Raw genomic sequence first — 18,696 nt, 5'->3', positions numbered from 1 at the left:
TGTCACCGCGCACAGAGGGTTCCCGACACGGGCGTCGCGTTCCACAGCGGCGGTCCGGGCGGCAACCTCGACGGCCTGCCGGACCACTAGGGCATGGAGCAGCGGCTCCGAGCGTTCGAAGACGACGAGGAGCGAGGATGAGACGAACAGTCGCACAACAACTCCGCGCGGTGCTGGCCGCGGCGGCCCTTGCCGCCGTGACCGGTCCGGTTCTGACGACCCCCGAGGCGTCGGCGGCGACCGGTGGGGTCACCGGCTACGCGACGCAGAACGGCGGGACCACCGGCGGTGCGGGCGGGCAGATGGTACGGGCCACCACGGGAACCGCGATCCACGCGGCCCTGTGCGGCCGGGCCAGTAGCAGCACCCCGATCACCATCCAGGTCGAGGGCACCATCAACCACGGCAACACCAGAAAGGTGTCGGGCGCGAGCTGCAACACCGCGGACGGCGTGATCGAGCTCAAGCAGATCAGCAACGTCACGATCGTCGGAGTCGGCAGCGGCGCCGTCTTCGACCAACTGGGCATCCACATACGCGAGGCCCGCAACATCATCATCCAGAACGTGACCGTCCGGAACGTCAAGAAGTCGGGTACCCCCACGTCCAACGGCGGTGACGCCATCGGCATGGAGAGCAACGTCCGCAACGTCTGGGTGGACCACGTCACCCTGGAGGCGTCGGGTGGGGAGTCCGAGGGGTTCGACGGCCTCTTCGACATGAAGGCCAACACCCAGTACGTGACCCTGTCCTACAGCATCCTGCGCAACTCCGGCCGGGGTGGCCTCGTCGGGTCCAGTGAGAGCGACCTGTCCAACGGCTTCATCACGTACCACCACAACCTCTACGAGAACATCGACTCCCGGGCTCCCCTGCTGCGCGGCGGCACGGCCCACATGTACAACAACCACTACGTGCGCCTCAACGACTCCGGTATCAACTCCCGCGCCGGCGCCCGCGCCAAGGTGGACGGCAACTACTTCGAGGACTCCAAGGACGTCCTGGGCACCTTCTACACCGACGCCGCCGGTTACTGGCAGGTCAGCGGCAACATCTTCGACAACGTGACCTGGTCCGCCCCCGGCAGCGAGAACCACCCCGCCGGCCCCGACCCGAAGTCCAACACCACGGTCGGCATTCCCTACCCCTACAGCCTCGACGGCGCCGGCTGCGTACCGGGCATCGTGAACCGGACGGCAGGCGCCGACAAGGGTCTCCAGGTGTCGAACGGCACCTGCTAGCCGTAGTCACCGGCAGCGATCCGGCCTATTTCATGATCCTCGCCTCGTTGTCCCACCGGAGATAGCCGTCCGCACGGCAGCCGTCATCGGGGTCGCGGGTCGGGCACAGCACAGGGTCGTCTTCGTCACCGAAGAGGTAGGCGTGCACCGTGCAGTCGTCGGGGGAGAACGTCAGCGACAGCACGGTGCCGCGGGTCGCGGCGTCGTCGGCGGTCCTGCGGCTGCCGGTTTCATCCGGGGCGTAGAACGCCCAGCGGCCGGATGACAACGCCGCGGGGTCCCCGCACCCCGAAGCGACGGGCAGCTCGTCGAAGTGCTCGCTGGTGAAGGTTCGGTCCGCGCGGAAGGTCAGGGACGCGCCCACCTCGCTGGTCCATCGCCCCTCAACCCGATCCGCCGGGATCTCCAGCTTCTACCCTTCCGCCCCGGGCCGGAGAGACCCGGCGGGGTCGAGGAGGCCGGCGACGGCGCCCATGAAGCCCTCGTCGAGCATGGTGTGGGCCGCCGTGTCGGGGGAGGTGTCGAGGCCGGCGTCGTGGCAGGCCACGCTGATGAGGTAGCGGCCGAGGACGTGGCGGGTGGTGAAGGCCCATTCGCCGCGGGCGGCCGGGGTGCCGTCGGGGGCGAGGAGGCCGCCCGTGTCGACGCCGAAGCCGAACTCGGTGAAGCCCAGCCGCAGTCCCTGGCCGAGTGCCTTGGTGTAGGCCTCCTTCAGGGTCCACAGCCGCAGCAGTTCGGCGGTCCGGCCGGCCTCGGGCAGCGCTTCGAGGGCGGCGCGCTCGGCGGGGGTGCACACGTGGCTCTGGAGCAGGTCGAACGACATGTGCCGGTCGGCGGGTTCGGCGTCGACGCCGATCCTGCCGTTGCGGCTGATGCCGACGGCGATCAGGTCGTCGGTGTGGGTGAGGCTCACGTCGATCTGGTCGAGGCCCCGCAGGTAGGGGCGTCCGCCGATCTTGTACGCGAGGTCGAGTTCGGCGGGCCGTACGCCCAGTGCGGCGGCGGCGGTGAACTTGGTCGCCAGCCGGGAGGCGACGAACCGGTAGCGGATCGTGGGGTCGGGGGTGCGGCGGTAGCGCTGCCAGTCCCGGCCGAGCAGCGGGCGCAGCGCGGGGTCGGCGACGGCTCCGGTGAGCCACTCGCCCCAGGTGGTGTGCACCACGGCGTTGCCGTGCCGGTCCATTCCCTCGCGCACCGGGTCCCACGGCCCGTCGGGGCCGCTGACGTGGATCGGCTCGGTGATGCGCTGCGTCGGTTCCGGCTTCGTCAAGAGCTCGCTCCTTTCACTGCGCGAGGGGGATGGCGTCCAGGTCGCAGCTCCGGCCCGTCCGGTAGCGGCGCACCAGTTCGTCCAGGACCTGTTCCAGGCAGTTGTCGGGCAGGTCGGGCACCGGGATGCCGAGCCGTTCGCCGAGCCGGGACAGGGCGAGCACGGCCCAGGCCGCGTCGGCGAGGAACGGGTCGTCGCCGTTCTGGCCCTCCCACACGCCGAGCACTGCGGCGGCGGCGACGATCAGGCTGTAGCGGTCGCTGAGGACGCACACGGCGGGGTCGGCCGGCGCCATGGTGCCGTACGCGGGCAGCCTGCGGCACTGTTCGCGCAGGGCGCGCAGTTCGGTGACGAACCCCTCGGCCAGCTCGGCGAGCGCGGCGATCTGGCCGCCGACCCCGCGGGACGCGGCGAGCCGGGCGGCGGAGCCGACCAGGGAGGCGGCCATGAAGTCGCCGCCCCCGGCGATGCCGAGCGACCGGTAGTCCAGGGCGGGCAGGTCGGCGCCCTGCCGGAACAGCTCGGGTGGCGGCTCCTCCTCGGCGAACCAGGCGCGTTCGGCCAGGCCCCGCAACTGCGGGACGATCACGGCCTGGCAGGACGCGGTCCCGGCGTGGCCGAGCCCGGCGACCGGGAGGTCGCGTACGAGCTTGTCGAGGGCGCCGTACTCGGGGCTGTCGTGCTCGTAGCCGCGCGCGCCGAGGACGGTGGCAAGTTCCTCCAGGTTCTCGCGCAGCAGGTCGGGGACCACGTATTTGACGGCGGCGGCGAAGACATGGGCCCGGTCGGGCAGCAGGCTCAGGGCGCGCAGCACGACGGTGGCCATGCTGTCGCAGGCCAGCAGGTCGGCGAAGACCCCGGTGAGCGGCTTGTGCCAGCGGCGCGCGACGGGGCCGCTGCGGCCGGCGGTCGCGGCCCGTACGGCGGAGTGCAGCACGGTGTCGGCGGCCGAGGTGACGACGCCGCAGATCAGGCTGCGGTTGACCTGGAAGGTCCGCAGGGCGAGGGCGACGCCGTCTCCCGTACCGCCGACGAGGGCGTCGCCGGGGACGGCGTAGTCGTCGAACTCCAGCCCGGAGAAGAGCGCTCCGCGCATGCCGGGGGTGGTGACGCGGGGCAGGTGCCGCACGGCGGGGGCGTGCTGTCCGGCGGGGTCGAGGAGGAGCACCGAGTGGCTGCGCGGCCCGTGCGCCGGGTCGGTACGGGCGTAGACGACCTGGGCGTCGGCGCGCGCGGCGTTGATGATGACGTCCTTGCGGCCGTGCAGCCGGTAGCCACCGCCGGGTGCGGTGCGGGCGGTGAACTCGTGGCGCAGGATGGCGTTGGAGTGGGCCAGTTCGTGGTGGAGGATCGTGGCCCGGCCGCCGCCGAGCAGCAGGTCGGCGACGCGGCGTCGTTGTCGCTCGGTGCCTGCCGCCCAGACGGCGCCGGTGGCGAACAGCGAGGTGATGCCGGAGCCGAAGCCGAGGGCGACGTCGCGGCGGAAGACGGGGCGCAGGACGCGGGCGAGCAGGTCGGCCCGGGTGAGCCGGCCGCCGTACGCCACGGGCACGAACTCGGCGCCCAGGCCCTCCTCGGCGAGCAGGTGCTCGGTCGCGGCGGGCGGTACGCGCCGGTCGTCGGCGGCGAACAGGGCGCGCAGCCCGTGCGGGTTGGCCGGGTCGCAGGGGTCGCCGAGCAGCCTCTCCAGCCGGGCGGCGCGCGCCCTGGCGTCGGTCTCCCACCGGCCGCGTGCGGTGGCCGTGGTCCCGGTGTTCTCGGCGATGGTGGTCATGGTGTCCGGGCAGCTCCGTCGTCGCAGGAGGGGCGCCGTCTCCCGCGCCCGTGGGCACGACCCTGACGGCGGCGGCTCGCACCGTGCTGGAGCGGTGCTCGACGGGTCGTCCGTGCGTCCCGGATCGGTCTGCGAGCGTTCTGTGAGCGGGGCCTGAGCGGTACTTGAGCGGGCCTCAGGCCGCTCCCGTACGGGGGGCCAGACCGGTGACCAGGAGGTCGGCGAGCAGGTCGGTGAACTCGGGCGTCACGGGCCGGGCGAGCAGCAGCCACCGGTGCACAACCGGGCCGATGAGCACGTCGAGGGCGACGGCCGGGTCCCGTCCGGCGGCGACCTCGCCGCGCTCGGAGGCGGCGCGCAGCCGCTCGGCCAGCGGGGCGAGGCAGGGCTCCAGGACCCGGCGGGTGAACTGCCGGGCCAGGTCGGCGTCGTCGATCCCGGCCGATGCGAGGGCCCGTGCGGGCCCCTGGAACCGGGGGTCGTTCATGGTCTGCGCGAGGGCACGCAACAGACGGGCGAGGTCGGCCCGCAGGTCCTCGCCCCGGGGGGCGGGGGCTGGGGCGGCGAGGGCGGCGGTGCGGGCAGTGGCGGCGGCGGTGGCGGTGACGGTGAAGGCACCGTCCAGGGCCGCGGTGCCGGTGGTGGCCTCCGGGCCGGTGGCGACGGTGGCGGCCGTGCCTTCCGGGCCGGTGGCGGCCGTGACGTCCGCCCGCGCGCCGGCGCCGCCGGCCGTGGCGTCCCAGCCCGCCCCGGTGGTGACCTCCGGCCCGGTGGCGACGGTGGCCGCCGTGACTTCCGGCCCGGCAACGGCGGTGGCAGCCGCGACATCCCACCCCGCGCCACCGCCGCCCGCGCCCGCCGTGACGTCGAGCGTGGCCACCGCGTCGAGGAGCACCGCCGCCCGCGACGGCCACCAGCGGTAGATCGTCTGCTTGCCCACGCCCGCTCGGGCGGCGATGGCCTCGATCGTCAGCTTGGGGTAGCCCACCTCACGGACGAGTTCCAGCGTGGCGTCGAGGATGGCCCGCTGGGGTCGCCGCTGCCGCCGTGCGGTGTTCGCTCCGGGGCGGGCAGGTACTTTCGTCGCTTTCGTCATGTCTGCCATGCCGGGAACCATAATCTTCAACGAGACGAGACGTCTAGTCTTGACAAGACGCTGCGTCTCGTGGAGACTCGTCAACGAAGCGAGACACAACGTCTCGTGAAACCGACCCAAGGAGACAGCACCATGGCGCGAGGCGCAGGCGGAATGCTCGGCGTGGGCGGCACCCGTTCCAACCTCTCCCGTACGGCGATGCGCGGCGGTGGCGGCCGGCGCGGCGGAGGCGGGGGCGGTCTGGACCCGGTCGCCCAGAAGCGAGAGCTGCTGAAGAAGCTCAAGGAGGCCCGCGACAGCGGACAGAAGGCGTCATGACCCCCGCGCGAGGGGGAGTGACCGGACCCCGCACCTGCCGTGACCCCGCTCCCCGGAGCGGGGTCACGGTCTTTTCGCGTACCCGGCCCGATGAAGTCCCGACCGAAGTCCCGACCTGACGAAGTCCCACCCCACGTGCCCGACCTGATGAAGTCCCCGCCGCGCCGTGGAAGGCGCCGTCGGCACCGCCATACGCTCGCGGTCCGGTCAGTGGCGCCATCAGGGAAAGGGAACCCACATGGGCGAGACCAGAGAACGCATCGCGGAGCTCGTCCGTGAGTACCACGCGGAGCAGGCCCCCGGGCCGTTCCGGCCGGGCATCACGCCCGTACAGGTCTCCGGCGCCGTGCTCAGCGAGGACGACCGGCTCGCGCTGGTGAGTGCCGCACTGGAGATGCGCATCGCCGCGGGCGTCAGTTCCCGCCGTTTCGAGCGCGACTTCTCCCGTTACATAGGGGCCCGCAAGGCGCACCTGGCCAACTCGGGCTCCTCGGCGAACCTGCTCGCGCTCAGCGCGCTCACCTCACCGCAGTTGGAGGACCGCAGGCTGCGGCCGGGGGACGAGGTCGTCACCGTGGCCGCGGGCTTCCCGACGACGGTCAGCCCGATCCTCCACAACGGCCTGGTGCCGGTGTTCGTGGACGTCGAGCTCGGTACGTACAACACGACCCCCGAGCGCATCGAGGCCGCCATCGGCCCCCGTACCCGGGCCATCATGATCGCGCATTCGCTCGGCAACCCGTTCCAGGTCGAGGAGATCGCGCGGCTGGCCGAGGAGCGGGACCTGTTCTTCATCGAGGACAACTGCGACGCCGTCGGCTCCACCTACCGGGGCCGCCGCACGGGCACCTTCGGCGACCTGTCCACCGTGAGCTTCTACCCGGCCCACCACATCGCGATGGGCGAGGGCGGCTGCGTACTGACCGACAACCTGGTCCTGGCCCGCATCGTGGAGTCGCTGCGCGACTGGGGCCGTGACTGCTGGTGCGAGCCGGGCGAGGACAACCGCTGCATGAAGCGGTTCGACCACCAGATGGGGACGCTGCCGCACGGCTACGACCACAAGTACATTTTCTCCCACGTCGGTTACAACCTGAAGGCCACGGACATCCAGGCCGCCCTGGGGCTGAGCCAGCTCACCCGGATCGACGAGTTCTGCGAGGCCCGCAGGCGCAACTGGCGCCGGCTCCGCGAGGGGCTGGAGGGCCTGCCCGGCCTGCTGCTTCCGGAGGCCACCCCCGACAGCGACCCGAGCTGGTTCGGCTTCCTGATCACCGTCGACCCGGACGCCTCCTACTCGCGCGCCGCCCTCGTCGACTTCCTGGAGTCCCGGCGCATCGGCACCCGCCGCTTCTTCGCGGGCAACCTCACCCGCCACCCGGCCTACGCCGACCGGCCGCACCGCATCGCGGAACCGCTGGTCAACAGCGACCTGATCACCGATCAGACGTTCTGGATCGGCGTCTACCCGGGGCTCACGGAGGAGATGCTCGACTACGTCATCGAATCCGTACGGGAGTTCACGCTCAAGAACTCCTGAGCACCCCATTCACACGGCCGCGGCCCCCGTCGACAACTCACTGTCGACGGGGGCCGCGGCCTTTCCGGGCCGGCCGGGCTCAGCCGATCGCGTACGGGCGCAGCTCGGCAGCGAGCTGGGCGTCGACCTTCGCCCGCACCCGGGTGCCGTCCTCGCCGTGGGCCTCCATGAGGACCTCGCCCGAGTCGTGGATCCTGGAGAGCAGGTGGCCGTCGGTGTACGGGACGAGCACGTCGACGTCGATGTCGGGGCGCGGCAGCGCCTCCTCCACGCGGGCCAGCAAGGCGTCGATGCCCTCGCCGGTGCGCGCCGAGACGGTGACCGCGGCGGGCTCCGCCTCCAGCAGGCGCGCCAGCGCGCCCTCCGGCGCCGCGTCCGCCTTGTTGATCACGACGATCTCGGGCACGCCCGCCCCGCCGATCTCACCGATGACGGTACGCACGGCCTCGATCTGCGACAGCGGGTCCGGGTGTGCGCCGTCCACCACGTGCAGGATCAGGTCGGCCTCCGCGACCTCCTCCAGCGTGGAGCGGAACGCGTCCACCAGGTGGTGCGGCAGGTGCCGTACGAAGCCGACGGTGTCGGCCAGCGTGTAGGTCATCCCGCCGGGCGTCTGGGTCCGGCGCACGGTCGGGTCGAGCGTGGCGAACAGGGCGTTCTGCACCAGCACTTCGGCGCCGGTGAGCCGGTTGAGCAGGGACGACTTGCCGGCGTTGGTGTAACCGGCGAGGGCGACCGAGGGCACCCGGTTGCGCTTGCGCTCCTGGCGCTTGAGGTCGCGGCCCGACTTCATGTCGTCGATCTCGCGGCGCATCTTGGCCATCTTGTCGCGCAGCCGCCGCCGGTCCGTCTCGATCTTCGTCTCACCGGGGCCGCGGGTGGCCATGCCGCCGCCGCCCGAACCGCCGCCGCCCATCTGGCGCGACAGCGACTGGCCCCAGCCGCGCAGCCTGGGCAGCATGTACTGCATCTGCGCCAGCGCGACCTGGGCCTTGCCCTCCTTGGACGTGGCGCGCTGGGCGAAGATGTCGAGGATCAGCGCCGTACGGTCGACGACCTTGACGCCCACGGCCTCCTCCAGCCGCACCAACTGCGCCGGGCTCAGCTCACCGTCGCACACCACGGTGTCCGCGCCGGCGTTCACGACCAGCTCGCGCAGTTGCTCGGCCTTGCCCGAGCCGATGTACGTGGCCGGGTCCGGCTTGTCCCGGCGCTGGATCACGCCGTCGAGCACGAGCGCGCCCGCGGTCTCGGCCAGCGCCGCGAGCTCGGCCAGCGAGCTCTCCGCCTCGGCGAGGGTGCCGGAGGTCCACACGCCGGCGAGTACGACCCGCTCCAGGCGCACCTGCCGCTGCTCCACCTCGCGGACGTCCGCCAGCTCGGTGGAGAGACCCGCCACGTGGCGCAGCCCGGTGTCCTCATTCGCGTCGATCGCGTCCGCTGTGCCGATCGTGCGGTCAAAGACGGTCATTCGGTTCCTTTCATAGGGGGGTTCAGAGAGTGGTCGTGAGCCGGACGTCGGTCGCCGAGGTGCCGACGCGCACGGCGCGCGGGCCGGGTGCCGTCTTCCAGGCGTGCGTGGCCGCGTCCCAGTACTGGAACTGGCGCGCGTCCACCGGGACGGTGACCCGCTTGGACTGCCCCGGCTCCAGGGTGACCTTGGTGTAGCCGGCGAGCTTGGTGACGGCCTGCGGGGCGCTCACCGAGGGGCTCGGGCCGAGGTAGGTCTGGACGACGTCCTTGCCGGTGCGGTCACCCGTGTTGCGGACCGTCACGGTGACCGTGGCGCCGCCGGACGCGGTCCTCTTCACCGTCAGGTCGCTGTAGGCGAACGAGGTGTAGGACAGTCCGTGGCCGAACGGGAAGAGCGGCTCCTTGCCCTCCTTGGCGTACCAGCGGTAGCCGGTGTGCACGCCCTCGCTGTAGGTCTGGCGCCCGTTCACGCCCGGGTAGCGCTGGGGGTCGCCCGCGACCGGGTGCGACCGCTCGTCCGCCGGGAAGGTCTGGGTGAGCCTGCCGCTGGGGTTGGCGTCCCCGTACAGCAGCGCGGCCGTCGCTCCGGCGCCCTCCTGGCCCGGGTACCACATCTGGAGCACGGCGGCCGTGTCCTTCAGCCACGGCATCAGCACCGAGGAGCCGGTGTTGAGGACGACGACCGTGCGGGGGTTGGCCCGGGCGACGGCGGCGATCAGCTCGTCCTGGCCGTCGGGCAGCGACAGCGAGGGGCGGTCGTAGCCCTCGGAGCCCTCGTCCTGGACGAAGACGACGGCCGTGCGGGCCTTGGCGGCGGCGGCGACGGCGCGTTCCCGGTCGGCGGCGGCCCGCTCGGGGGTGACCCAGGTGAGGTCGACCTCCAGGGGGCGGTCCGGCCAGGCCCAGCCGCTCACCTCGACGCGGTGGGTGCCCTTGGTCAGGCGCAGCACCACGCTGGTGGTGTCGCTGAAGGAGTCGGCCGCGTACACGGGCTGCTGGCCCGCGACCTGGAGGATCGCCAGACCGCCGTCGACGCGCATCGCCACGCGGTAGTCGCCGTCGGCGGGCACGGTCAGCGTGCCGTTGTAGAAGGAGCGGTCGCCGCCCGGTTCGAGCTGCTTGCCGTTGGTGAAGGCGGGGCTCAGTTCCTGCGCGGTCAGCGGCACGCCGATCCGGTCGATGCCCGGCTCGTAGGAGACGGTGGCTCCCTGTCCGGCCCGGGCGCGCAGCGCTTCGACGGGCGGCTGGGCCCGGTCGGGTACGACGTGGGCGCTGCCGAGGCCGGAGACCTTGGGCCGCTGTGCGCTGTCGCCGATGACGGCGAGGCTCTGGCCGTCGGCGCCCTTCAGCGGCAGGGTGGCGCCGGTGTTGCGCAGCAGGACCGCGCCCTCCTCGGCGATCTTGCGGGCGGTGGCGCGGCCGAGCTCCGGGTCGCGGGCGGGCCGGGCCGGCGGGGTGGCGGCGAGGAGGCCGAAGCGTTCCATCTGGCCGACGATGCGGATCACGGCGCGGTCCACGGTCGCCTCGGGGATCTCGCCCGCGCGTACGGCCCTGGCGAGCGCGGCACCGAAGTGCCGGGCGTCCGGCACCGGGTCGCCGGGCTTGCCCATGTCGAGGCCGAGTTCCTGGTCGAGGCCCTTGGTGATGTCGGTGGTCGCGTGGGTGGCCTGCCAGTCGGACATCACCCAGCCCTTGAACTTCCACTGCTCGCGCAGCACCGACTGGAGCAGTGCGCTGTTGGAGCAGGAGGGGGTGCCGTTGACGCCGTTGTAGGCGCACATGACGGAGGCGGCGCCCGCCTCGACGGCGGCGCGGAACGCGGGCAGTTCGGTCTCCTGGAGCGTCTGCTCGTCGATGGTGGCGTCGACCGTGGCGCGGTCCTGCTCCTGGTTGTTGCCCGCGAAGTGCTTGACGGTGGCCATCAGGCCCTGGCTCTGGATGCCCTTGATCTCGGCGGCGGCGGTGCGCGAGGTGACGAGCGGGTCCTCGCTGAACGTCTCGAAGTTCCGGCCGCCGTGGGGCACGCGGATGTTGTTGACCATGGGGGCGAGGACGACATCCTGGCCCAGTGCGCGGCCCTCGTGGCCGAGGACCTTGCCGTAGTCGGTGGCGAGCTGGTCGTCGAAGGTGGCGGCGAGTGCGGTGGGCGTGGGCAGGGCGGTGGCGCGGCCACCGTTGAGCCGGATGCCGGTGGGACCGTCCGCCGCCTGGAGCGGGGGTATGCCCAGGCGCGGCACGCCCGGTATGTAGCCGACACCCCGGGCCAGCGGCCCGGTCTTCGGGCCCGCGTCCCAGTGGACGAAGGTCAGCTTCTCCTCAAGGGTCATACGGGCGACGAGGGCGCGGACCCGGGCGGTGCCCTCGGCCGCGTCCTCCACGGGGGTGGTCCCGGCCGGCTCGTCCAGGGGGGCGGCGTCGGCGGCGCCGGTGAGCAGGCCGGCGGTGCACAGCAGTGCCAGGGCCGCGGCGGCCGGCCGGGTCCGGGAGGACCGGAATCTGTGGAAGAAACGGGATGTTCGCCCGTCGGTGCTGCGCGGCGGCATGCGGTCTCCTTGCGTGGTGGATCGGGGGATGCCCAGTCCTTCACGCTGCCCCATGCCGGGCGCCCGGACGAGGTCGCTCAGCCACACACTTGAGCACCCGTCGGGCGCCGTGGCGGCGGTGCCGTGGTGGCCGGGCCACCACCCGCGCGCCGCCCCGGGCGCCTTCCGGCCACAGCCGGGCGTACCGGCCACGGGCGGTCGAAAGTGTGTTCCGGACGCACCTGGGCCCCGGGTGCCCCCGCACCGGACCGTTGGGGCATGCCCATCCTCGCCACGGAACCGACTCATCGACGCCCTGTCCACGACCCGGATCCTTCCCAGGACCTGTGCACGTCCGTGCTGTCCCGGCTGCGGCGGAGGGACCAGCGTCACAAGGGCGAGCTGTACGTCCAGGGTCTGCTCACCGCCTCGGGCCGCAAGACCATGCGGCATCTGGCCGCCCGCACCGAGGAACGCGCGGCGGAGCAGAGCCTGCACCACTTCATCAGTTGCTCCACCTGGGAGTGGGCCCCGCTGCGGGCGGCGCTCGCGACCCGGCTCACGGAGCTGCTCTCGCCGCGCGCCTGGGTGGTGCGGCCCCTGGTGATTCCGAAGACGGGCCGCCATTCGGTGGGTGTGGAGCGGCGGTTCGTGCCGCACCTGGGCCAGGTGATGAATAGTCAGCAGGGCTACACGCTGTGGCTGGCGTCGGGCGCGGCGGCCGTCCCGGTGAACTGGCGGCTGCTGCTGGGCGGCGACTGGCTGGCGGACGAGTCGATGCGGCGGCGCGCCGCGATACCCGACACGGCGGGTGCGGCGTCCGCGCCCGAACTGGCGGTGTCGATGGCACGGCAGACGGCGTCGTGGGGCGCCGCCCCGCAGCCGCTGGTGATGGACGCGCGCCAGGAGGAGGTGGCGCCGCTGGTGGACGCGCTGCGGGCCGCCGGGCTGCCGTTCGTGCTGCGGATCGACTCCGGTACGGGTCTGCTGGCGCCCATGCTGCCGGGCGCCGGGGCGCGGGCGATGTCGGCGTCGGCCGGCCGCCTCGCGGAGCTGTCCAGGTCCCAGCAGCGGCCGGTGGAGTGGATCGACCCGGCCGGCCCGGCGGTGCCGAGGACGAGCCTGGTGGCGCTGCTGCCCGTGCACCTTCCCGGTGTGCGGGGCCCGGTGGCCGCGCGGGCCGGCTGGCCGTCGGCGGGGGCGGCGGGAGCGCCGCTGACCCTGGTCGGGGTGCGCTCGCCCAACAGCCGTACGGTGTCGGAGACGTGGCTGACCAACATGACGGGGGCCGCCCGGTCCACCCTGCTGGGGCTGGTGCGGCTGGTCGGGCGGGTCGACGCCGACTTCACCGACATCTCCCTGCCCGTCGGGGCCCTCGACTTCGAGGGCCGCTCCTACCTGGGCTGGCACCGGCACACCACGCTGGTGTCGCTGGCCCACGCGGTGCGGCTGCTCCAGGGCGGGGTGCCCAGCGAGCGGGCGCGGGAGGTCACGGCGCTGACGCCGGGCGGGGGGCGGCGTTCGCTGTCGCGAGGGAGGTTCGGCTCCGCTGGAGCCGCAGCGCGAGCTGGATTTCCAGGGCGTGGTCAGGCTGCTGCCAGTCCCGGCCGAGTAGCTGGGTGATGCGTTCCATGCGCCGCGAGACGGTGTTGGGGTGGACGTAGAGCATCTCGGCCGCGCGGGTGGGGCTGCCGGCGGCCCGGAAGTACGCCTCCATCGTCTCCACGAGATTGCTGAACCGCTCGGCGTCGTAGTCGAGTACGGGACCGATGACCCGGTCGATGAAGGCGTCGGCGTCCTGCTCCACCCCGAGGAGCGTGCCGAGGAAACCGAGCTCGCCGTCGCCCGCCGCCCGGCCGGTGGCGCCGAGCGCGACGAGCGCGTCCAGGCACCGGACCGCCTTGTCGAGGCAGCCCGCGACCGCTTCGGCGCCGGTGACGGGGCCGGCGGCGCCGACGGTGACGGGGGCACCGGTGGCCCGCGCGAACTGCTCCCGTATCTCCTCGGCGACGCGCCCCGCGTCGTCGCCGGGCACGAGGAGCACCAGGTCGTCGCCGCGCCGGGCCTTCATGCCCCGGTGGCGCACGTAGGAGGCGGCCCACGGGCCGGCGAGCGCGGCGGCGGCGGCCTGCGGGCGGGCGACCGCCAGCACGTGCGGGCGCCGCAGCGCCGGGGCGGGGCGGGCCCGGCCGCGGTCCGCCCCGGCCGGGCCCGCCCCGGAGGCGACGAGGTCCTCCAGGAACTCGTCACGCGCCCTGGCCTCGGCGTCGGAGCCGTTCTGCGTCAGCAGCAGCAGGGCGACGCTGCGGGCGCAGGACAGCAGGATGTGCTCACCGCGCTCGTGGGGCCCGCCCCGGCCGGGGTGGTGCAGCAGGATGCCGAGGTTCTCGCCGCGTGCGGTCAGCGGCACGATCCAGGTGCCGTCGGACAGGGGGCTGGCGATGCCGGTCGCGGTGGCGGTGAGCTGGACGCGTTCGAGTTCGCCGGGGTCGGGCGCGGGAACATGCCCGTGGTGGGCGAGGCGCTGGCCCGCCGGGCCGCGGACGGCGAGGCTGCCGCCGAGTTCCGCCGCCGCGCGTTCGACCAGGTCGTCGAGGCCGGCGCCGTCCAGGACCCGCTGGACCAGCTCACCCTCCGCCTCCTTGGCCCGCAGGGCGTCGCCGAGCCCGGCCCGCATCCGTGAACCGGCGCGCCTCAGCTCCTCGTTCCGCGCGTTCAGCGACTCGAGGAGGTGCGCGGTGCGCACGGCGGCGGCCGCGATGTCGGCGAGGGAGTGGGCGAGGGACACCTCGTCGGCGGTGAAGTGCCGGCTGCGGCGCTCGGCCACGCACAGCAGGCCGATCACGCCGTCGTCGGTGCGCAGCGGCACGGTGAGCACGGCGTGCAGGCCCTCGGCATGGACGATGTCCTCCAGGGCGGGAATCCGGCCGGGGCAGGGGTCGGCCAGGTAGTCGGGGGTCCAGGCGGGGCCCAGATAGAGGTCGGCCGTGCCGCCGAGGCCGCTGCCGGCGGGAATGCGGGAACCGGTGGTACGGGCGCTGACGGACCCGTCGGCGGCGGCGATGACCGCGTCACCGGTCGGATCGTCCAGGAGCCCGACGCAGGCCAGGTCCATGTTCGTCAGCAGCCGCGCCCGGCGGGTGACCATCCGCAGCAGCGTGTCGAGCGGGGCGCCACTGGTGAGGTCACGGGCGGTGTCCACGAGGGCGGCAAGCTCGGCCTCCCGCTGCCGGCCGCGCCGGAACTGCTGGTGTATCTGGAGGGCCAGGCGGCGTGCGTGCTGCACGGCACCGTCGTCGTACGCGCCCGTACCGTGCCCGTCCGTCGCCCCACGGGCCGCCTGCTCGATGTCGCGGGCGGGTGCCTCCGCCGCGAGGAGTTCCAGGAAATGGAGTACGTCACCCGCGCCGGCCGTCTCGTTCGCCATCGTTTCCAGCCCCCCTGGTCAAGGAATCGCATCGATCTCGACGTCCTCGGAAACCTAACCCGCAAGGTGGCCGGAGCACCTGTCGGTGAGCGGGGAGTGTGGCGGTTGTCGAGCGGGACTCCAGCGGTGGCTGGGGCCGTCTAAGCGAGGACGGGTTCTGGCTCAACTTCTGTGATCTGGACTGTGCGCAGGATTGAGAGTGTCGAACAGCCGCGCCTCAGGGTCCTTGACCGAGCGATGGTTGGACTGTCCGGTTGGCCAGGTCGAGATGCCGTCGTCGACCCACCGTGGAACGACGTGGAAGTGCAGGTGGTGCACCGACTGTTCTGATCCCGGCCCGTTGGCGCTCAGGATGTTGACGCCCGAGGCGTCCAGAGCGGTCCGCATGGCCGCTGCCACGCGCTGGACCAGCGTCATCGTGGCGGTCAGGACCTCGGGCGGCGTGTCGAACAGGTCGGCGTGGTGGCGGGTCGGAACCACCAGGGTGTGTCCTGGCGCGAGCGGGTTCAGCGGTCCGAAAGCACACGCCATGCTGCCGCGCGCTATCCAGCGGGCAGTGTCCTCGCGTATGAGTCGGCAGAAAACGCAGTCCATGCCGGCCGACCCTGCCACACGCACACGCAGGAGGGCGCTTCGCGGTCGGCCGGCGCCGGCGCATGGCCCTGGTTGGGACGTTGCTGAAGGCCGACGCTGCCGGGCGCTCGGGATCACCGTGACCGGCCGCCCCGCCCTCCGGCACGATCGGAGAGCGGGGGCTGTGGGGGACGCCGGGCGGGGCGGTGGGCGGGTCAGCGGGGGGCGGTGCCGGTGAAGAGGCCGCGGCCGGAGGGGCCGCCGGGGGTGAAGGTGACGTCGAGTCCCGCGCGGCGGAAGGCCTCTTCGTACGCCTCCTGGGTGAAGAGGGTGATGAGGTGGCTCTCGGTGAGGTGCTCGATGCCCCGGCCGGGCTGGGCGACCAGGTAGTGGACGTCGATGCGGGTGGCGTCGCCCTCCAGGCGGGAGTGGGAGACGCGGGAGATCGTGCGGCCCTCCGCCTCGACGACGGCCGCGCCGACGTAGCCGGGGGTGAACGTCCGCGGGAACCACCAGGGTTCGACGACGACGACGCCGCCCGGGTTGAGGTGGGCCGCGAACCTGCTGATGGCGGCGTCGAGTTCGGTCTGGCCGGCCATGTGGCCGATGGAGCTGAACATGCAGATGACGGCGTCGAAGCGGCCGTCGAGCGCGAAGTCGCGCATGTCCGCGTGGTGGATGGCCGTTCCCGGGTTGCGGCGGCGGGCGATGGCCAGCATGTCCTCGGACAGCTCGACGCCCTCGACGCCGCTGAAGTGACGGGCGAGGTGGCTGAGGTGGACGCCGGTTCCGCAGGCGACGTCCAGCAGGGTGCGGGCGCCGGGGTTGCGGGCGGTGACGAGGGCGGCGAGCTGGGCGGCCTCCTCGGCGTAGTCCTTGCCCTTGCCCTGGTGGATGAGGTCGTACAGGGCGGCGATACCGCCCTCGTAGCCCGTGGTGGTCTGCGCGGTGCTGGTGGTCATGGTGTCGTGGCTCCAGGGTGAGGGAGGGCGTGGGCCCGGTCGCGGCGCCGGGCCGCGAGCCGTTCCAGTTCGGGTACGAGCCCGGCCGGGGTCGGGGCCTCGAAGCACTCGTCGCGCAGCCGCCGCGCACCGGCGGCCAGCGACGGGTCGTCCAGTGCGCGGGCGACGGCCTCGCGCAGCGTGGCCGCGTCGAGCTTCTCGGGCGGCAGGTCGATCCCGGCACCGGCCTCGGCGATGAGACGGCCCTTGAGGGGCGCGTCCCACAGGGCGCCGACGATGATCTGCGGGACGCCGTGCACCATGGCCGTGTAGCCGGTGCCGGCGCCGCCGTGGTGGACGATGGCGTCACAGGTCGGCAGCAGCGCGTCCATCGGTACGAAGTCGACGACGGTGATGTTGCCGGGCAGGCCGTCCCGGTCGGCGAGCTGGCTCGCGTCGAGGGTGGCCACGATCTCGGCGTCGATGTCGCCGAGCGCGCGCAGCAGGTCCTCGAAGGGTACGGCGTCACGCCCGTACGTCTCCCGCGCCGAGACGCCGAGGGTGACGCAGACCCGGCGCCCGGCCGGCGGGTGGTGCAGCCAGTCGGGGATGACGGAGGGGCCGTTGTAGGGGACGAACCGCATCGGCAGGACCTCGGTGCCCGGCACCGGGACGCGGATGGCGGCGGGTGCCGGGTCGATGGTGAACTGACCGGTGATCAGTTCCTCGACGGTGCGGGCGTCGGGGCGCTCGCCGAACCGTTCGAGGGTCACCGTCAGCCACTCGGCCATGGGGTCCTCGCGCCGCTCGGCGGGCTGCTGGTCGCGCAGGGCGGTGAACTGCCGCCGCGCGTTGCCGATGACGTCGGGGCCCCACAGCAGCCGCGCGTGGGCCGCGCCGCTGAGGTGGGCGGCGACCGGGCCGGCGTAGGTGAACGGCTCCCACACGACCAGGTCCGGCCGCCAGGCACGGGCGAAGGCCGTCAGGTCGTCGATGGTGGTGTCGCCGTTGAGCGGCGCGTACGACATGGCGGTCGTCATGGTCTGCTGCCCGAGGGCGTGCTCCCAGCCGAGGGGCGCCTCGCGCGTGTCGGCGAAGTCCAGCCCCTGCTGGTACGGGGTGGGGTCGCCGCCGATCTCGGTGAACAGCTCCATCATCGAGTCCAGGTCGCCGACCGGCACGGCGGTCAGGCCGGTGCCGGTGATGACGTCGGTGAGGGACGGCTGGCTGGCCACCCGCACCTCGTGCCCGGCGGCGCGCAGCGCCCAGGCCAGCGGCACCAGGTTGTAGTAGTGCGTGTTGTGCGCGAAGCAGGTCATCAGGACGCGCATACCAGCTCCCCTCGGACGGCCGGCATCGCCGCGGGTGCGCGCAGTACCGGTGAGCGGCGGCGGACGGCCGTCGCGGGCGCGACGGTGAGGCGGGGCGCGGCCTCGGCGAGCGCGCGCAGGGCGCCCCGGGCGGTGCTGCGGACCAGCGGGCCCGCCAGGGCGAAGTACAGGTCGCCGGGGAGCGCGAAGGGCGCCGGTTCGCCGCCTCGCGGGGCCCGTTGGAGGTGGACGGCGCCGTGCGGTGCCGACGGGTCGCGGTCCACGGCGGCCACGAGGACGACGACCCGGGCCCCGGCGGGGAGCGCGACGCCCGCGAGGGTCGTGTCGGTGCGCGCGGTGCGGGCCTCCAGGCGGACCGGCGGGGTGCGGCGCAAAGTCTCCTCGACGGCGCGCGGGGCGAGGTCGGGCCGCCCGGCGAGCAGTTCCCACTGGCCGGGTGCGTCGCCGAGGACGCGTACGGCGCCCGCGACGAGGACGGGCGCGGTGCAGGCCGTGGCGACGGCGACGGCCCGGGCGGCGCGCACCCGGTCCTCGTCCGGCTCGCACAGGTGGGTTTCCAGGAGCCGGGTCAGTTCGCTCTCGGCGTGCTGCCCGGCCCGCTCGGTGTCGTACGGCTGGGGCGCGAACAGGCCGTCCAGCGCGTGCCGGCAGCCTGCGAGGGCCCCGGCGAACGGCTCGTACGCGTCGGCGGGCAGGCCGAACTGTTCGGCGACGGTGCGGACGGCGACGGGGACGGCGTAGTCGTCGACGACGTCGAAGGCGTCGCCCAGGGTGGTGAGCAGTTCGCGGGCGTACCGTTCGGCGCGGCGCTCCACGCACTCCTCGTCGGGCGCCCACAGCAGGGGGCCGCCGAAGGCGGTGAGCGGCCGGAGCCGTTCGCACGCGGCGCGGTCCAGGGCGAGCGCGGCGCTGGGGACGGGCGCGTCCTGGGCGGCGGGGGCGTCGAAGTCCGGGTGGGCGGCCAGTTCGTCGGCGACGGCCCGGTGGGCGGTCGCCCAGGTGTCCAGGAGTTCGCTGCGGAACAGCGGGCCCCGGGCGCGGATCTCCTCCTCGTACGCCGTGCAGGCGTCGGGGTCGTCGTCGGTGGCGCGCAGGATCTTTCCGTACGGGTCGCCTTGCGCCGCCGCGAACCAGTGGGCGGCGCGGGTCAGTTGCAGGCGTCTGACGCGGCGGGCGGGGTCGGTGGTCAC

General features: G+C 73.4%; 13 protein-coding genes and 3 pseudogenes. 4 read left to right on the top strand and 12 right to left on the bottom strand.

From position 1 onward, the window contains the following. Positions 1-137: 137 nt before the first annotated feature. Positions 138-1,238: pseudogene (locus tag AB0J57_RS33325) on the top strand (pectate lyase); the annotation flags it as partial. Between the two features lie 28 nt (positions 1,239-1,266). On the opposite strand, the gene AB0J57_RS33320 reads toward AB0J57_RS33325, so the two are convergent. From AB0J57_RS33320 to AB0J57_RS33300, 5 genes and pseudogenes are all read right to left on the bottom strand, one after another. Then, positions 1,267-1,605, bottom strand: a complete 339-nt coding sequence (locus tag AB0J57_RS33320; protein ID WP_366132137.1) for a hypothetical protein — start codon at positions 1,603-1,605, stop codon at positions 1,267-1,269. Between the two features lie 48 nt (positions 1,606-1,653). Continuing rightward, the gene (locus tag AB0J57_RS33315) at positions 1,654-2,511 is read right to left on the bottom strand and encodes a 4'-phosphopantetheinyl transferase superfamily protein (RefSeq protein WP_366132136.1); all 858 of its coding nucleotides are present in this window, start codon (positions 2,509-2,511) and stop codon (positions 1,654-1,656) included. A 13-nt stretch (positions 2,512-2,524) separates the two neighbouring features. Then, positions 2,525-4,285, bottom strand: coding sequence for an acyl-CoA dehydrogenase (locus AB0J57_RS33310; RefSeq protein WP_366132135.1), 1,761 nt, complete (start codon positions 4,283-4,285; stop codon positions 2,525-2,527). 175 nt (positions 4,286-4,460) lie between these two features. Further along, entirely contained in the window at positions 4,461-5,165 is a 705-nt protein-coding gene (locus AB0J57_RS33305; RefSeq protein WP_366132149.1) for a TetR-like C-terminal domain-containing protein, read from the bottom strand. Beyond that, a pseudogene (locus tag AB0J57_RS33300) lies at positions 5,166-5,381 on the bottom strand (helix-turn-helix domain-containing protein); the annotation flags it as partial. It lies immediately after the preceding gene. Between the two features lie 132 nt (positions 5,382-5,513). On the opposite strand from AB0J57_RS33300, the gene AB0J57_RS33295 reads away from it, so the two are divergent. Both AB0J57_RS33295 and rfbH read left to right on the top strand, forming a co-directional pair. Continuing rightward, the gene (locus AB0J57_RS33295) at positions 5,514-5,699 is read left to right on the top strand and encodes a DUF6243 family protein (RefSeq protein WP_366132134.1); all 186 of its coding nucleotides are present in this window, start codon (positions 5,514-5,516) and stop codon (positions 5,697-5,699) included. Positions 5,700-5,937: 238 nt separating this feature from the next. After that, complete coding sequence (gene rfbH / locus AB0J57_RS33290; protein ID WP_366132133.1) at positions 5,938-7,239, top strand: lipopolysaccharide biosynthesis protein RfbH; 1,302 nt, start codon at positions 5,938-5,940, stop codon at positions 7,237-7,239. A 79-nt stretch (positions 7,240-7,318) separates the two neighbouring features. Here the strand turns inward: rfbH and hflX are convergent, their stop codons facing one another. Continuing rightward, the gene (gene hflX / locus AB0J57_RS33285) at positions 7,319-8,710 is read right to left on the bottom strand and encodes a GTPase HflX (RefSeq protein ID WP_366132132.1); all 1,392 of its coding nucleotides are present in this window, start codon (positions 8,708-8,710) and stop codon (positions 7,319-7,321) included. 22 nt (positions 8,711-8,732) lie between these two features. Continuing rightward, positions 8,733-11,255: a glycoside hydrolase family 3 C-terminal domain-containing protein gene (locus AB0J57_RS33280; RefSeq protein WP_366132131.1), complete on the bottom strand. Its 2,523-nt coding sequence runs from the start codon at positions 11,253-11,255 to the stop codon at positions 8,733-8,735. Between the two features lie 258 nt (positions 11,256-11,513). On the opposite strand from AB0J57_RS33280, the pseudogene AB0J57_RS33275 reads away from it, so the two are divergent. Beyond that, positions 11,514-12,320, top strand: a pseudogene (locus AB0J57_RS33275) (transposase); the annotation flags it as partial. Between the two features lie 403 nt (positions 12,321-12,723). Here the strand turns inward: AB0J57_RS33275 and AB0J57_RS33270 are convergent. The 5 genes from AB0J57_RS33270 to AB0J57_RS33250 all read right to left on the bottom strand — a co-directional run bounded on the left by AB0J57_RS33270 (position 12,724) and on the right by AB0J57_RS33250 (position 18,696). Further along, positions 12,724-14,661 (bottom strand): helix-turn-helix domain-containing protein, encoded by a 1,938-nt coding sequence (locus AB0J57_RS33270; RefSeq protein WP_366132130.1) that lies wholly within the window; start codon positions 14,659-14,661, stop codon positions 12,724-12,726. Between the two features lie 162 nt (positions 14,662-14,823). After that, on the bottom strand, positions 14,824-15,255 hold the full coding sequence (locus AB0J57_RS33265) for an HIT domain-containing protein (RefSeq protein WP_366132129.1): 432 nt from the start codon (positions 15,253-15,255) through the stop codon (positions 14,824-14,826). A gap of 194 nt (positions 15,256-15,449) precedes the next feature. Then, positions 15,450-16,196, bottom strand: a complete 747-nt coding sequence (locus AB0J57_RS33260; protein ID WP_366132127.1) for a class I SAM-dependent methyltransferase — start codon at positions 16,194-16,196, stop codon at positions 15,450-15,452. After that, positions 16,193-17,506: an activator-dependent family glycosyltransferase gene (locus AB0J57_RS33255; RefSeq protein WP_366132126.1), complete on the bottom strand. Its 1,314-nt coding sequence runs from the start codon at positions 17,504-17,506 to the stop codon at positions 16,193-16,195. The genes AB0J57_RS33260 and AB0J57_RS33255 overlap by 4 nt, the downstream gene beginning before the upstream one ends. Then, a complete protein-coding gene (locus AB0J57_RS33250; protein WP_366132125.1) occupies positions 17,494-18,696 on the bottom strand; it encodes a cytochrome P450 in 1,203 nt (400 codons plus the stop codon). Before AB0J57_RS33250 ends, AB0J57_RS33255 begins: the two co-directional genes overlap by 13 nt.

The sequence above is a fragment of the Streptomyces sp. NPDC049837 genome (assembly GCF_040674455.1).
GTDB lineage: Bacteria > Actinomycetota > Actinomycetes > Streptomycetales > Streptomycetaceae > Streptomyces.
Note: the sequence above shows the minus strand (reverse complement) of the source record. Positions and strands in the feature narration are given on the sequence as shown.